The following is a 13,835-nucleotide window of genomic DNA, read 5'->3' as shown; positions in this document are numbered from 1 at the left end:
TATTAAAGGGATGCCCATGGATAATTGTTATTCATTTTCAATATCAGTATATTTAGCTTGTAATGCTTCGAGTCGATATTGCAGTTCACTTACGTGGTTTTGCAATTCTTCTTCCCTTTGATTAGCATTATATAAATCCGAGTTCAACCTGCTGACTCGGACTAATAAATTATGATAATACTCTTCTTCATTAGCCAACTTATCAGCTAATTCTTCGTTTTGACGTAGTAATTCTGCTTTCTCATCCTGAAAGGATTTCATTTTTTTCAATACTTTTTTCCACTGTTTTTCTTTCTTTTCGTACTCTGCAATTTTTTCTTGATAGTGTGTAATTAAAGAGTTAACCTCATCCTTTTGGAGTCTATCATCCTCTTCAATTCCAACACTTTTTTCAATTTCAGCCTTATGTTCCTTCAAGTTTTCGTGTACCACAGACTCAGTTTGAAGTAGTGTTTCGTTTACTACTGTCTCAGTTTTTAGTTGATTTTCATTTACTACTGTCTCAGTTTGTAGGTGATTTTCGTTTACCACTGTTTCAGTTTGAGGTTGTTTTTCATAATTATTGACAAATTCATTTAGCTTTTTATTTTCCTCAATTAATTTTTCCACTCTGCTAAATTGATAGCTTTCCCGAAAATCTTTCACTAAAGATTTATATTTAGAAAGCTCCGAGCTAAGGTGGATAATTTTCTGTTTAAGCATCACTTCACTGTACCGTTCAAATTGAGATGGGCTAGATTTTTCCATGAAAAGGGCCTCCTTCATCACAGCATCACAAATAAATTGATTTGTTACTTATCTATATGTAGGCAGATTCCTTTAGGTTACAATCCTAGAAAAAGCTTGTTAGAAAAGGATCTGGCAGCACATAAGAGCGGTATTGAAGTGAAAAGAACGGTAATGGAAATAGATGAGATCACAGAGGTAACCTTCCGAAATATTTATCAGCAATATGAGATACAAATTGAAATGGTTGATGCTTTACTTGAGATATATGAAAAGAAAAATGATAACGATACAATATCTTAAATAAATGAGGGTGGCTCCATAGCTTGGGCCACCCTCAAAAACTATATTTTTATTTGAACTCTCGTAATAGGTTCGCCATTTCGATCGCCGCAACAGCAGACTCATAGCCTTTGTTGCCAGCTTTTGTACCTGCTCGTTCAATAGCCTGTTCAATACTTTCAGTTGTGAGTACACCGAAGATCACAGGAATTTCACTTTGTAGGGATACTGCAGCAACACCTTTGGCTACTTCATTACATACATAATCATAATGGGTTGTCGCTCCACGAATTACCGTGCCTAGTGTTACGATTGCGTCATAATCGCCGGTTGCCATTTTTTTCGCGACTACTGGGATTTCAAAAGCACCTGGTACCCAAGCCACATCGATATCTGATTCTTGTACTCCATGGCGAACTAGTGCATCCATTGCTCCGCCTAATAATTTGCTCGTAATAAACTCATTAAATCTTCCAACAACAATTCCAACGCGTAACCCTGTTCCAACTAATTTTCCTTCAAATTTCATGATGATTTCCCCCTAAAATTGTAGTAAATGATTTAGTTTTGCTTTTTTAGTTTTTGGCTCTGTTAAACTTGCCAGTTGATTTCCGTTCCAGACGCTTGCTTTCCAGGGGGCGTTCGCCGAGCCTCCTCGTCGCTAGCGCTCCTGTGGGTCTCGCCTGTAACGCTAATCCCCCAGGAGTCAAGCGTCTTCCACTTCAATCAACATATAGCTTAAAATCAACGATGGACTTTAACACAGCCTAGTTTTTAAATAGTTTTCATTATCTTTTCTTGTTTCAAGCTTTGACGGTATGCAATTAAATCTTGAATCGTTACCATCTTTATCTGATGGTGATTGGCAATTTCGACTAAATCGGGGACTCGTGCCATCGTTCCATCCTCATTCATAATTTCACAAATCACACCGATTTCTTCACTATTCGTTAGCCGTGCGAAATCAAGGGCTGCTTCTGTATGTCCAGCTCTTTGAAGCACTCCACCATCCTTCGCAATCAAAGGAAAAATATGTCCTGGTCTACGGAAATGGGAGCCATTACTATTAGGACTCATCATTTCAAGAATGGTGTGGGAACGCTCGTAAGCGGAAATCCCAGTCGTTGAATCTTGATGATCTATACTTACTGTAAAGGCAGTTCCATGTTTATCTGTATTATTTGTAACCATGAGAGGTAAGTCTAACTTTTTAGCAAGCTTCTCTGAAACAGGTACACATATTAAACCACGTCCCCAGGTTGCCATGAAGTTTATATTATCTGGTGTTGCATGCTCTCCTAAAACGAAAAAGTCACCTTCATTTTCACGATCTTCATCATCGCAAATAATTATTATTTTTCCTTGGACTAAATCTTGCAAAGCATCTTCAATTCTTGAAAACATAGGACGTACCCCCTTAAAGAAATCCGTTATCGGCTAAAAATTGTGATGATATTTTATGGTCAGTTCCCTTAAAACTAAGTAGTCGTTCCACATGCTTTCCTAATAAATCAAATTCCACATTGACTTTGTTACCAATATGTTTACTGCCTATAACCGTATTGGCTCGTGTATGTGGAATAAGGGAGACTGTAATTATATCGTTCTGTACATCAAATATTGTTAAACTCGTTCCATCAATCGTGATGCTTCCTTTTACGTAACAATATTTGCAGCCCGCAAGTGGAATCTTTATTTGGTATAGCTGTGCATTTTCATTTTGAATAATACGGATAATTTCTCCTAAGCCATCCACATGACCTGAGACGAAGTGACCCCCGAAACGGTTATTGGCCATCATGGCTCTCTCAAGATTGGCAATTGAACCATTTTTTAAAAATCTTAGATTGGTAGCATTAAATGTTTCAGGCATAACGTCTGCAGTAAAAATGTCTTTCGTGTATTTCGTTACCGTAAGACAAACTCCATTTACGGCTATGCTATCTCCTAGTGCTACATCTTCAAGTATTTGACTTGCTCCAATCGTCAAGACTAAGCTCTTACCCTTTGAAGCGATACTCTTAATCGTTCCAACTTCCTCTATGATCCCAGTGAACATGGGACCACCTCATTTCTTATGACAATACGGTTATCATCCCGGATTTGTTCAAAAAAATTGACCTTAAGAGACAAAACATTTTTCATGTTCTCAAACTTCCTTTCAAATAAAATGAAAAAAGTCCCTTAGAAAATAATATTCCTAAGGGACTGTTTGGTAGTTTGATAGAAAAGCAACACAAATAAACATAGGCATAGTCCATTTTTTATGGAGATATCCTGTGTTTCAGAATAAAAAAGTGTGTCATGTATCAGAAAAAGGGCAGACTATCCCTAGAGATAGCTTCTATCATTTTTTGATACAATGCTTTTCATCCTTCTCCCATCCAGACTATACTGTCGGCTCTAGATTCTAACTAGATCAGCAAACATATGAAAATATGAAGCTCACGGGCTTAGTATTTTTCTGAGAAATACATCACCGCCGGTTGGGACTTTCACCCGACCCCGAAGGATAACACAATATAAAGTTTGTTCTTATTATGGGTGCAGATTTAATAAATGTAAAGTATTTATATATTGGAAATAGATAATGGATTTTTCAGGAAAATTTATATACAGTATTATTTAAAAATTTAAAATATTTAATAATTTAATTAGTAAGGACTAGCATAGTTGCTTTAGTTTTGGTTTCTGTTAATTATTGAAATGGCTTACCCGGTATCATTTTCATGACATTCACTGAGAGTAAAATCCTTATGCCACATGCTTTTCCACTTAGTTTGGTTTGCATATGAAAAAATAATTCGTAAAGAAATTAATATACCTATCCTTTTGAACTGAAAAAATAATACTGGGACGTAGGATCTGACACTTATTTGATGTTAGATCCCTTTTTAATATTTTTTTAAATAACCATTGACACAATTACTTACATTAAATAAAATCTAAATGACACTGATAATCATTTTCATTGAGAAATATATAAGACTATATATTTAAATTTCAAAGAATAGGAGGGATAATATGGCCAGACTTTTTACGGAGAATTTGAGAATTGGTTATGGTGAAATTGACATTGTAAAGAATTTGAATATTGAAATACCAGATGGCAAAATCACTACGATTATTGGTCCAAATGGGTGTGGAAAATCAACGGTCCTTAAAACGATGTCACGGATTTTGAATGCTAAATCAGGTTCGGTTTATCTTGATGGGAAAGAGATATTTAAAGAATCCACCAAGAAAATTGCACAGAAATTGGCGATACTACCTCAATCTCCTGATGCTCCTGAGGGTTTAACGGTAGCAGAGTTGGTTTCATACGGAAGGTTTCCTTATCAAAAAGGACTTGGAAAGTTAAAAGACGAGGATAAGGAAGTCATTGAATGGGCTCTAGAAGTAACGGGGATTGCACCTTTTAAGGATCGTGCAGTCGATGCCCTATCAGGAGGACAAAGACAGCGGGTATGGATAGCTATGGCCTTAGCTCAGGAAACGGACATTATTCTTTTAGATGAGCCTACAACTTATCTAGACCTTTCACACCAATTAGAAGTCTTAGAATTACTGCATCATTTAAATGTTGCAGAGAACCGTACCATTGTAATGGTGCTTCATGATTTGAATCAAGCTGCACGCTTTGCTCACCATATCATTGCCATGAAAGATGGGGAGATCATCAAAAAAGGCAAGGCAGAGGAAATTATGACCCCTCAAGTCTTACGAAGCGTTTTCAATATAGATGCAGAGATTGGAATTGACCCAAGGACGAGAAAGCCAGTTTGTCTCTCCTATGATTTAATTAAAAGATATCATGTAGTTGAAGGTTTGGCTTAGTCCGCTAATTGCGGTTTTTTTTTGAGAGTAATTGAGAATGATTTTTATTATCGATAAAAATGGAGATGAATACAATGAAAAAAAATATTTTGCTAGGGTTTATTGCCATACTGTTAGTTGGATTATTGGCTGCTTGTGGTCAGTCAACAGAAACAACTAAAGATAAAAGTTCAACTGCTGATTCTGAACCAAAAACACGTATATATAAAGGTGAAAATGGAGATGTTGAAATCCCAGCGAATCCGAAGAGAATTGCAATGCTAGGTGCTACATATGCAGGGAACTTGCTTGAATTGGGGATTACGCCAATCGCAGTTAATGAGTGGCCTAAAGGAAACAAGTTCTATGAAGGCAAGCTTGATGATGTTGAGGTTGTTACAGAAGATTCATTAGAGAAGCTAATCTCTCTGAATCCTGATTTGATTGTTACGTATTCAACTGATAAAAATATTAAAAAGTACGAAGAAATCGCTCCTACAATCGCATTAACATATGAAAAATATAACTATCTAGATCAACATATTGAAATTGGTAAAATCGTTGGTAAAGAAGAAGAAGCTAAGCAATGGGTAGAAGAATGGAAAGAGAAATCTGACGCTGCAAGCAAGAAGGTAAAAGAAGCAATTGGTGAAGATAAGACTTTTATGGTATTTGAATCATTCGGTAAGGATTTGTATGTATATGGTAACAACTGGGGACGTGGGACAGAGGTCATTTATCAAGCGCTTGGCTTAAAGGCACCTGAGAAATTAGAGCAAGATGTATTTGCTACAGGTTGGAAAGCTATTTCTGCTGAAGTCATTCCACAATACGCTGGGGATTACATCTTTGTAGGTGACGGTGGAGGAAATGCTGCCAATAACTCATTTATGGAAACAGATGTGTGGAAAGGCATACCTGCTGTTCAAAAAAATCAAGTGATTCAATTTGACTCAGCTTCATTCTATTTCAATGATCCAATTTCACTTGAAAAAGAGCTTGATTTCATTGTAGAAAACCTAACTAAAGGGAAGTAAAGGACTTAGCCCATGTTCAAAACCAAACAGGGACAAGAAAATGAAATCTATTCAAGGCCGGCAGTGGGGACATCAATATTAACATTAGGGTTTGTTCTTCTTATAGGAAGTATCGTTCTTGCCATTTCAGTAGGTGCCGCCAACATTGATTTTCTTACTGTCTGGAGATCGATATTTAACTATGACTCTAGTAACTCAGCAGATCAAATTATTCGCAGTATCCGGCTTCCTAGGGAGTTGGGTGCTGCTCTAGTTGGAGCAGCCTTTGCTGTTAGTGGTGCCATCATGCAAGGCATGACAAGAAATCCTCTTGCCGATCCAGGTTTGCTCGGTTTAAATGCCGGAGCAAGTCTGGCTCTTGCATGTGTTTTTGCTTTTCATGCAAGTCCTACCTATTTAACCGTCATGATTATATCTTTTATTGGTGCTGGAATCGGGGCAGGGATGGTATTTGGATTAGGATCGTTAAGTAGAAATGGAATGACTCCTCTCCGGATAACTTTGGCTGGAGCTGCCGTTTCAGCATTATTAGCCTCATTAGGAGAAGGAGTTGCACTTTACTTCAAACTTTCACAAGACCTAGCATTTTGGACGGCTGGTGGTGTGTCTGGAACAAACTGGCAACAACTGAAGCTCATCACCCCTGTAGTTATAGGGGGAGTTTTAGTAGCAATTATATTTTCAAAGGGATTAACCATCTTAAGCTTTGGTGAGGAAATGGCAAAAGGATTAGGACAGCGTACAGCCTTAACTAAAACAATACTAATGATAGTCGTTCTGTTGCTTGCAGGGACAGCCGTTTCTTTAGTTGGTTCGATTGCCTTTGTCGGTTTGATGTTGCCACATATTGTCCGATTTCTGGTTGGAACAGATTACCGTTGGATTATCCCATGTTCAGCAATGTTTGGAAGTGTATTGATGGTCCTAGCTGATACAACAGCTAGGATGATTAACCCTCCTTTTGAAACACCGATGGGAGCCATTATTTCCTTAATTGGTGTACCTTTCTTCCTGTATCTTGCTAGAAAGGGAGGAAGAAAATAGCATGATTAATTCCAAGCAACAAAAAAAAGTACGTCTAACGTTGATCGTAGCCTTCGCTCTATTAATATTTTCTTTTGTCATAAGCGTTGGAACGGGATATGTTTCGCTTTCACCAGCGCAACTTTGGCACACAATAATAGGGCAGGGGACAGCTAAGGAAAATTTAATATTATTTGATTTTCGACTTCCAAGAATCGTTATTTCCATATTGGCTGGAATGGGCTTAGCTATTTCAGGAGCTATACTCCAGAGCGTCACGAGGAACCCTCTTTCTGATCCAGGGATTCTAGGAATAAATGCAGGTTCAGGTCTTATGGTTGTTTTCTATGTTTTATTTTTTGGAAATGCTAATAATTTCTTATACGTTTTACCCTTATTTGCTTTAATTGGAGGATTAATTACTGCAGCCTTTATCTACCTTATGGCTTATAAAAAAGGTGAGGGAGCAGATCCTACAAGACTAGTGTTAGTGGGTGTCGGAATGGCAGCAGCTATGTACGGGGCAACCTTAACACTCGCAAGCCATTTTGACCAAGAGCAATATGCATTTATTGCAAGTTGGACGGCAGGGAAAATATGGGGAGATAACTGGACGTTTGTCTTGGCCTTACTTCCATGGATCCTTATCTTACTGCCTCTCGTTTTTATCAAATCTAACGTCCTGAATACATTGAATTTACATGAGAACGTCGCCATAGGGGTTGGCGTTCATGTTGAGAAAGAAAGAAGAATTCTGATCATTATTGCAGTTGCTCTCGCTTCAGCCTCTGTATCGGTTAGTGGTGGAATTGGATTTGTAGGGCTAATGGCTCCACATATCGCTAGAAGTCTAGTAGGTCCCCGTCATCAAGGATTCTTGCCTTTAGCAGCCATTATTGGTGCCATCTTGCTTCTTGTGGCGGATACAATCGGAAGAGTCTTATTAGACCCAAGTGGTATACCGGCTGGAATTGTGGTAACTGTCATTGGGGCACCTTATTTTATGTATTTATTGGCGAGAAAGTAGAATCAAATAATCGTTAAACTGTAGATTTACTAATCAATATTTTATCTGAAGAATTAAGAATAACCTTCTTGATATTGTATAAATGACTTATAACCCCCTTCGTAAATAAAGAGGGTGTCTCTAAGAGTTTGATCCACAGTTAACGGTGTAGAATCAGACCCAAATGAGTCACCCTCAATTTCATTTTGGCAGTTTAATTCACTTCTATCGAATCTTGTTGATGTTCATGAATATGATTTTTCTTGACATGGACTTTTACCTTATAGGTTCCTGGAGTAGGGAATAAGTTATTCACCTTATACCTTCCATCCGAACCCTCTACTGCATCAATGAAGAAAGGTTTCTTTTGATCTTTTTTCAAAATTTCAAAAGTAACAGTTGCACCTTCAAGAGGTTGTCCCTCATTTAGCACTTTTGCAGAAAGCGTTACATCTTTATTGGCTTTAATTGCAGTAGTAGGTTGGAAGTCAATGGATACTTGGCTGCTGTGCTCATGTTGATGCGTATGAGTTGCATTGGATTGGGTATTTTTATCAACTGAGGTTGCAACAACTTCTTTCTTTGGCATTGCATGCATATTTCTTGCAGTAACATGAGCGACAATGAAATATTTTCCATCCTCTTTAAAAATTGTTTCCGAAGAATAAATGCCTTTACCGAGAGGTCTACCATCTAGCATCTGGCGCTTATCTTGACCTGACTTCCATATTTCGAAAAGAACTTCACTAGCGTCGTTTACATTTTTATTGGCGAATGTAACTAGTGCCTCGATCTTAACCTTTTCATTTGTTTGTACGGTAGTGGGAGTTTGAATGGTTACATCGATCATTTCTACCGCTTTACTTGTTGGAACTACATCTTCTTTTGTTTGTGTACAACCAACCATCATTAGTAAGAATACGAATAATAGAATACTAAATTTTTTCATTTTTTCTCCTCTTTCTTTAATCTATAAATATTCTTTAAAGAGTCTTGACAGATTCTGAAAAATTTATAACTAAGAATAATAACATGGGTAATAAGAAAGGCCATTAAATTCCCTTTTGTATTAATGGTTGTAAAACTAGAGATTTAGTAATATATTTTAATTAAATGATAATGATAATCAATATTATTTAAATGAGGAGCGAGTGATTTTGACTATGCCTGATATTTACGATGTGACAATAATTGGAGGAGGGCCAGCAGGACTTTACTCTGCTTTTTATAGTGGACTTAGGGAAATGAAAACGAAAATTATTGAGTATCAACCAAAATTAGGCGGGAAAATTCATGTTTATCCTGAGAAAATGATTTGGGACGTAGGGGGTCATGCACCTCTCCCAGGAGCAAAGTTAATTGAGCAATTAGTAGAACAGGGATTAACCTTTAATCCTGAAGTAGTGTTAAATGAAAAAGTAGAATCGATAGAACGTAATGAGGACAAAATTTTTATACTTAAAACAGCATCAGGTCAACATCACTTTTCTAAAACAGTAATTGTAGCTGTGGGTAGTGGCATTTTAAACCCTCAAAAGTTGAACATAGAAGGTGCTGAGCGGTTTGAAGTGTCTAATTTAAATTACACAGTAAAATCAATTAAACATTTCAAAGATAAAACAGTGATCATTTCAGGTGGAGGTAATACTGCTATCGATTGGGCAAATGAGTTAGTACCCATTGCCAAACAGGTTTACCTAACGTATAGAAAAGATGCCCTATCAGGTCACGAAGCACAAGTGAAGCAACTAATGAATAGTTCTGCAGTTTGTATGTTTAATACTTCTATTACTAAATTAATCGCAGGTATGAATAATGAGTATATTGATATAGTAGAATTGACAAATAATGAAACTAATAAGATTGAATATTTGTCAGTTGATGAAGTGATTATCAATCATGGATATGAACAAGATGCGAGTTTATTAGCCAACAGTAAATTGAACCTTGAAATTTTGGATAATTTTTATATTGCTGGTAATGTAAATAGTGAGTCCTCAATCCCAGGACTCTACGCAGCAGGGGATATTCTAAAACACGATGGCAAATTGAACTTGATCGCCGGAACTTTCCAAGATGCAGCAAATGCCGTTAATAAAGCAAAACAATTTATTCAACCTGATGCAAGTGAAATTGCGATGGTCTCATCTCATAATGAGGTTTTTAAAGAACGTAATAGAGAATTGGTTAAACAATTGGTTCGATAACAATAAGGCATCCTGAATTGGCTGATTCGGGATGTCTTTTTTACAATATAGTAAAAGTTATAGGTTAATATTGGCTTATTTAAAATGCTGAAAGGAGAGGGATTGAGATGGAACAACTAGATGGAAGCCGTATCTATTTGAGAATTCTAGATGTCGATGATGCAGAGGATCTGTTGGATCTCATCATTAAAAATAAATATTTTTGGAGTTTATCCGAACCTGAACGAGATGAAAAATATTATTCTTTGGATACCCATATAGAGAATATACAGCTTGATTTACTTAGTACACATGCAGGGAAAAGCTATTCATGGGGAGTTTTTCTTAAAGAAACAGGTGAATTGATAGGAGACTTTTCTTTATATGGTGTAAAATCTTTTCCTTTTTATTCAGCTTCCATCGGGTATTCGATCGATCATGATCAACTTGGGAAAGGCTATGCAACCGAAGCATTACGTTTAGCAGTTGCATTTGCTTTCCAGAAATTACATTTACATAGATTAGAAGCTGGAGTGTTCCCTGGCAATCTTGCTTCTATTAAGGTATTAGAGAAATTAGGCTTTCAAAGAGAAGGACTTGCGAGGAAGAATATATTGATTAATGGAGAATGGAAGGACCATTTTCAATATGCTCTTTTAAAAAGTGATTGGATTATTGAATGAAAAAGGGATCGTATTTTAACATTCATCATGAAATTCTATACTTCTCTGGAATGGATGTTATCGAACCTTTTATAGTGCCATCTGGAGTTAGTGAACAGGAAAGAAAGGATTTTATAGAGTTATTAAGTGAAAGGATGGAAAGACTGGAGTTTTTGCCTAGAATTTCCTTTCATTCATTAGAAGATTACGAGAATGGACAATTGAAAGAAAATAGGATTGAATCCGAAATTAGCCGTTAAACTTAACCCGAAAGTAAAGTGGTCTTTAAATTTAGAGGAAGTGCCCTAACCTATAGATAGAAGCAGCTGAGGTATTGATTAAAAATAAGAAGGTTGTGTTTATAGAATATAGGGATAAAAGGATCAAAGCACGTGGGGAAATAGTATTGTTGGTCACAAAATAAAGACAGTTAAACCACCATAACCGGTGGTTTTTTTGCCATTCAATTATGGGTAAATCCCTATTTTTTTATGAAAAAGGGACTTGTACAAACCTTTTATATGCCATTGTCATAATGTAACTAGATGAACAATAGAAAATAAAGGACGTGTATAAATGGATACAAAAGGGCAGCATTCCATTATTGATGCATTTGAATGTAATCCTGAAATTCTTAATGATGCACCCAAATTAAAAGAATTAATGACTCAAGCAGTTACAGATTTAGAAATGGAAATCTTATCAACATTTTTTCATTCATTTTCACCTGAAGGGGTAGCTGGGGTATTAGTTCTTTCAACTTCACATATTTCTATTCACACATGGCCAGAACATGGTTATGCAGCGTTGGATTTATATACATGCGGGAATCAACAACTATGGCCTGTCTTAAGAGTGATGTTGGAAAAAATGGAGGTTAGAAGAGTAGTCATTCACGAGCTATCACGTGGCTTTGAATCTATTCCCACACCCATTATGAAAAAAATGAATTTAGTAACAGCAGATAGTGAAATAAATACGCCATTTATGGTTAGAGAAGATCTAGGGAACGACAAGGACTTAAAGCAGTTTAAAGAACTAATGACTGGAAATCATAATATACTTTATAATGGATCGAGTCATTTCCAGGACATTGTATTAGTTGAAGCTAAAGATCTTCGCTTGTATATTGGACAAGAGTTACAGTTTTCCTCTTTAGATGAAAGTTATTACCATGAAGCACTAATATTCCCTGCTATGGAGTTGACTGGTTCACCAGAACGAGTGCTCATTCTAGGAGGCGGTGATGGACTAGGTCTACGTGAAGTGTTGAAATATTCAACAGTAAAGCAAGTGGATCTTGTTGATATCGATTCTACTATCATTAATTTGGCCAAAACAAATCCCTCTCTTTTAGCTCAAAATAGTCGTTCTTTTTTAGACGATAGAGTTCAGATTCATATTGAGGACGCAAAGAGCTTTATTACGAATGACTTGCAACCCTATGATGTGATTATCATTGACTTTCCAGATCCTGTCGACGCAATCATCAGCTCCTTATATACAAAGGAACTATTTAGTCAAGTAGCAACTCTTTTATCTTCGGAAGGTGTATTAGTGTGCCAATCCAATTCTCCAGAAGATGCGCCGATTGCATATTGGAGCATTGGTGAGACTATTAAATCATCAGGATTAAATACGCTTCCCTATAATGTGATTGTACCTTCCTTTGGATTATGGGGATACCATTTGGGTGCTCATAAAGAATTGACAAAAAAACTTCCGGATGTGACTGTTCCTCATAAAACATTTTCATCCGAGAAAGACAAACTATTTCAAATACCTTCTTCTATCAAAGCTCTACGAAAACTAGCAATCGTTAATACCTATGACGAACTTAAGCTACATGAAATATATAAAGAAGAAATGGAAAATATGATATGATAGGTTATTGCCTATGAAATGCCTCCTAACCCTAGGAGGTTATTTTATGTTTCTTTATTATAATTTTGATTGAGGACAAAATCATTTAGCTTTACAGTGTGGTCTAATAAAATGACTAATTCACAAAAATAGGGCATTAAAAATTTCACCTTATTCCGATGGCATTTGTTCCATTGTTATCAAAGTTTGGACTTTTACATATTCTCCATATTAAAGCAGTGATCGTAAAATAGATGGTACAAAAAACCAGGAGGTTTAGGTTCTCCTGGTTTTTTGATTACTTCATTGGTTTTAATGCATTATAACGATCCATTGCTTTTTGATCGTCCGTTTTATCCATCTTATAATTGTATATTGCCGCTTCCCAATCACCGTACATTGGGTTTGGCAGCTGAATATATTTAGTACCGAGTTCGCTGGCAATTTTATCCACATTATCTTTTCGTGTTTTTAAGTCTGCTTTATAGAAGATGTCAGAAAGGTCATTTGCATTATCTCCGATAAGCATTACGATATCATTTGTTTTAGCGATTTCAGCTTGCCTAGGGCCTTTTTGGGACGTTGTTGTTTTCAATAACAAATGTTTATCATCCACATTAGGAAGTCCATGAAGTTTTAAGTTTTTCATCGTCGCCTCTTTTTCCGCAACAGTACGATTGGAGACATAAAAAATTTCTGCGCCCATCTTATCAGCTGCAAGCAAGAAATCTTTTGCCCCAGGGATGAGTTCTGCATTTGCCATATTTACCCATTCTTCCCAGCCAGCAGGATAAGCAGCGTTATTCTTAATTGCCCATGCAGTGTGTGGGGAATTGTCTAGAACAGTCTCATCAATGTCCAGAACTACGGCAGGAGGTAATCCCTTCTTTTTAGCTTGCTTGTCCTTCTTTTTCTTTTCTTCAATAATTTCAGCCAACTCTTCTTTTGCTTGGTTATAGGTTTGAATTTGTAATGCCTTGTTTTCCGCAGACGTTTGGAACCAATTCGTTGCCGCGACCAGATGCTCTTGTGTACTTTTCGCTACCTCTGCTTTACCAATACTAATACCAGCCAATGAACCGACCGTTAGAGTCGTAACAAATGCAGTTGCTAAGATTGATTTTTTCATGATTCTCTCCTTTGTGTAATAGATTGTTTTTGGTACTCTAGATTGAAAGATACAAAAAAACTGAACCTAAACATGATTAGGATAAGCTTTTGATATAAAAATATT

The 13,835-nt window shown here is 36.6% G+C and carries 14 protein-coding genes, 1 pseudogene and 1 riboswitch; of the genes and pseudogenes, 9 read left to right on the top strand and 6 right to left on the bottom strand.

All coding sequences use genetic code 11. The features are described 5' to 3' along the window. Nucleotides 1–27: 27 nt before the first annotated feature. Complete coding sequence (locus G3O09_RS06425; RefSeq protein WP_163100672.1) at nucleotides 28–747, bottom strand: hypothetical protein; 720 nt, start codon at nucleotides 745–747, stop codon at nucleotides 28–30. A 138-nt stretch (nucleotides 748–885) separates the two neighbouring features. On the opposite strand from G3O09_RS06425, the gene G3O09_RS06420 reads away from it, so the two are divergent. Continuing rightward, complete coding sequence (locus tag G3O09_RS06420; RefSeq protein ID WP_163100671.1) at nucleotides 886–1,029, top strand: hypothetical protein; 144 nt, start codon at nucleotides 886–888, stop codon at nucleotides 1,027–1,029. A 49-nt stretch (nucleotides 1,030–1,078) separates the two neighbouring features. Here the strand turns inward: G3O09_RS06420 and ribH are convergent, their stop codons facing one another. The 3 genes and pseudogenes from ribH to ribE all read right to left on the bottom strand — a co-directional run bounded on the left by ribH (nucleotide 1,079) and on the right by ribE (nucleotide 3,067). Then, the gene (ribH, locus tag G3O09_RS06415) at nucleotides 1,079–1,537 is read right to left on the bottom strand and encodes a 6,7-dimethyl-8-ribityllumazine synthase (RefSeq protein ID WP_163100670.1); all 459 of its coding nucleotides are present in this window, start codon (nucleotides 1,535–1,537) and stop codon (nucleotides 1,079–1,081) included. Between the two features lie 254 nt (nucleotides 1,538–1,791). Continuing rightward, nucleotides 1,792–2,412 (bottom strand): annotated as a pseudogene (gene ribB, locus G3O09_RS06410) (3,4-dihydroxy-2-butanone-4-phosphate synthase); the annotation flags it as partial. Nucleotides 2,413–2,425: 13 nt separating this feature from the next. Then, entirely contained in the window at nucleotides 2,426–3,067 is a 642-nt protein-coding gene (gene ribE / locus G3O09_RS06405; RefSeq protein WP_163100668.1) for a riboflavin synthase, read from the bottom strand. 309 nt (nucleotides 3,068–3,376) lie between these two features. Continuing rightward, a riboswitch (FMN riboswitch) is annotated at nucleotides 3,377–3,525 on the bottom strand. Between the two features lie 507 nt (nucleotides 3,526–4,032). On the opposite strand from ribE, the gene G3O09_RS06400 reads away from it, so the two are divergent. The 4 genes from G3O09_RS06400 to G3O09_RS06385 all read left to right on the top strand — a co-directional run bounded on the left by G3O09_RS06400 (nucleotide 4,033) and on the right by G3O09_RS06385 (nucleotide 7,911). Then, on the top strand, nucleotides 4,033–4,845 hold the full coding sequence (locus tag G3O09_RS06400; RefSeq protein ID WP_163100667.1) for an ABC transporter ATP-binding protein: 813 nt from the start codon (nucleotides 4,033–4,035) through the stop codon (nucleotides 4,843–4,845). 74 nt (nucleotides 4,846–4,919) lie between these two features. Then, a complete protein-coding gene (locus G3O09_RS06395) occupies nucleotides 4,920–5,861 on the top strand; it encodes an iron-hydroxamate ABC transporter substrate-binding protein (RefSeq protein WP_163100666.1) in 942 nt (313 codons plus the stop codon). A gap of 12 nt (nucleotides 5,862–5,873) precedes the next feature. Next, complete coding sequence (locus tag G3O09_RS06390; RefSeq protein ID WP_163100665.1) at nucleotides 5,874–6,905, top strand: FecCD family ABC transporter permease; 1,032 nt, start codon at nucleotides 5,874–5,876, stop codon at nucleotides 6,903–6,905. Between the two features lies 1 nt (nucleotide 6,906). Further along, on the top strand, nucleotides 6,907–7,911 hold the full coding sequence (locus G3O09_RS06385) for a FecCD family ABC transporter permease (protein WP_163100664.1): 1,005 nt from the start codon (nucleotides 6,907–6,909) through the stop codon (nucleotides 7,909–7,911). 193 nt (nucleotides 7,912–8,104) lie between these two features. Here G3O09_RS06385 and G3O09_RS06380 read toward each other — a convergent pair whose 3' ends face one another. Continuing rightward, entirely contained in the window at nucleotides 8,105–8,839 is a 735-nt protein-coding gene (locus G3O09_RS06380; RefSeq protein ID WP_163100663.1) for a FixH family protein, read from the bottom strand. 214 nt (nucleotides 8,840–9,053) lie between these two features. Between G3O09_RS06380 and G3O09_RS06375 the strand changes: the two genes are divergently transcribed. The 4 genes from G3O09_RS06375 to speD all read left to right on the top strand — a co-directional run bounded on the left by G3O09_RS06375 (nucleotide 9,054) and on the right by speD (nucleotide 12,622). Beyond that, nucleotides 9,054–10,097, top strand: coding sequence for an NAD(P)/FAD-dependent oxidoreductase (locus G3O09_RS06375; protein ID WP_420850333.1), 1,044 nt, complete (start codon nucleotides 9,054–9,056; stop codon nucleotides 10,095–10,097). 107 nt (nucleotides 10,098–10,204) lie between these two features. Beyond that, nucleotides 10,205–10,759, top strand: coding sequence for a GNAT family N-acetyltransferase (locus G3O09_RS06370; RefSeq protein WP_163100661.1), 555 nt, complete (start codon nucleotides 10,205–10,207; stop codon nucleotides 10,757–10,759). After that, nucleotides 10,756–10,998, top strand: a complete 243-nt coding sequence (locus tag G3O09_RS06365) for a hypothetical protein (RefSeq protein ID WP_163100660.1) — start codon at nucleotides 10,756–10,758, stop codon at nucleotides 10,996–10,998. Before G3O09_RS06370 ends, G3O09_RS06365 begins: the two co-directional genes overlap by 4 nt. A gap of 316 nt (nucleotides 10,999–11,314) precedes the next feature. Continuing rightward, on the top strand, nucleotides 11,315–12,622 hold the full coding sequence (gene speD, locus G3O09_RS06360; protein WP_163100659.1) for an adenosylmethionine decarboxylase: 1,308 nt from the start codon (nucleotides 11,315–11,317) through the stop codon (nucleotides 12,620–12,622). Nucleotides 12,623–12,899: 277 nt separating this feature from the next. On the opposite strand, the gene G3O09_RS06355 is transcribed toward speD, so the two are convergent. After that, on the bottom strand, nucleotides 12,900–13,730 hold the full coding sequence (locus G3O09_RS06355; RefSeq protein ID WP_163100658.1) for a 5'-nucleotidase, lipoprotein e(P4) family: 831 nt from the start codon (nucleotides 13,728–13,730) through the stop codon (nucleotides 12,900–12,902). Between the last annotated feature and the right edge of the window lie 105 nt (nucleotides 13,731–13,835).

The organism is Peribacillus alkalitolerans, from assembly GCF_010882125.1.
In the GTDB taxonomy this organism is placed as follows: Bacteria; Bacillota; Bacilli; order Bacillales; family DSM-1321; genus Bacillus_BN; species Bacillus_BN alkalitolerans.
Note: the sequence above shows the minus strand (reverse complement) of the source record. Positions and strands in the feature narration are given on the sequence as shown.

Bases quoted from the DNA above. Each gene is read 5' to 3' on its own strand.
- G3O09_RS06380 (WP_163100663.1), bottom strand. From the start codon at position 8,839: ATGAAAAAATTTAGTATTCTATTATTCGTATTCTTACTAATGATGGTT.
- G3O09_RS06355 (WP_163100658.1), bottom strand. From the start codon at position 13,730: ATGAAAAAATCAATCTTAGCAACTGCATTTGTTACGACTCTAACGGTC.
- G3O09_RS06375 (WP_420850333.1), top strand. From the start codon at position 9,054: ATGCCTGATATTTACGATGTGACAATAATTGGAGGAGGGCCAGCAGGA.
- G3O09_RS06425 (WP_163100672.1), bottom strand. From the start codon at position 747: ATGGAAAAATCTAGCCCATCTCAATTTGAACGGTACAGTGAAGTGATG.
- G3O09_RS06395 (WP_163100666.1), top strand. From the start codon at position 4,920: ATGAAAAAAAATATTTTGCTAGGGTTTATTGCCATACTGTTAGTTGGA.
- ribH (WP_163100670.1), bottom strand. From the start codon at position 1,537: ATGAAATTTGAAGGAAAATTAGTTGGAACAGGGTTACGCGTTGGAATT.
- G3O09_RS06370 (WP_163100661.1), top strand. From the start codon at position 10,205: ATGGAACAACTAGATGGAAGCCGTATCTATTTGAGAATTCTAGATGTC.
- G3O09_RS06365 (WP_163100660.1), top strand. From the start codon at position 10,756: ATGAAAAAGGGATCGTATTTTAACATTCATCATGAAATTCTATACTTC.
- G3O09_RS06400 (WP_163100667.1), top strand. From the start codon at position 4,033: ATGGCCAGACTTTTTACGGAGAATTTGAGAATTGGTTATGGTGAAATT.
- G3O09_RS06385 (WP_163100664.1), top strand. From the start codon at position 6,907: ATGATTAATTCCAAGCAACAAAAAAAAGTACGTCTAACGTTGATCGTA.
- ribE (WP_163100668.1), bottom strand. From the start codon at position 3,067: ATGTTCACTGGGATCATAGAGGAAGTTGGAACGATTAAGAGTATCGCT.
- G3O09_RS06390 (WP_163100665.1), top strand. From the start codon at position 5,874: ATGTTCAAAACCAAACAGGGACAAGAAAATGAAATCTATTCAAGGCCG.
- speD (WP_163100659.1), top strand. From the start codon at position 11,315: ATGGATACAAAAGGGCAGCATTCCATTATTGATGCATTTGAATGTAAT.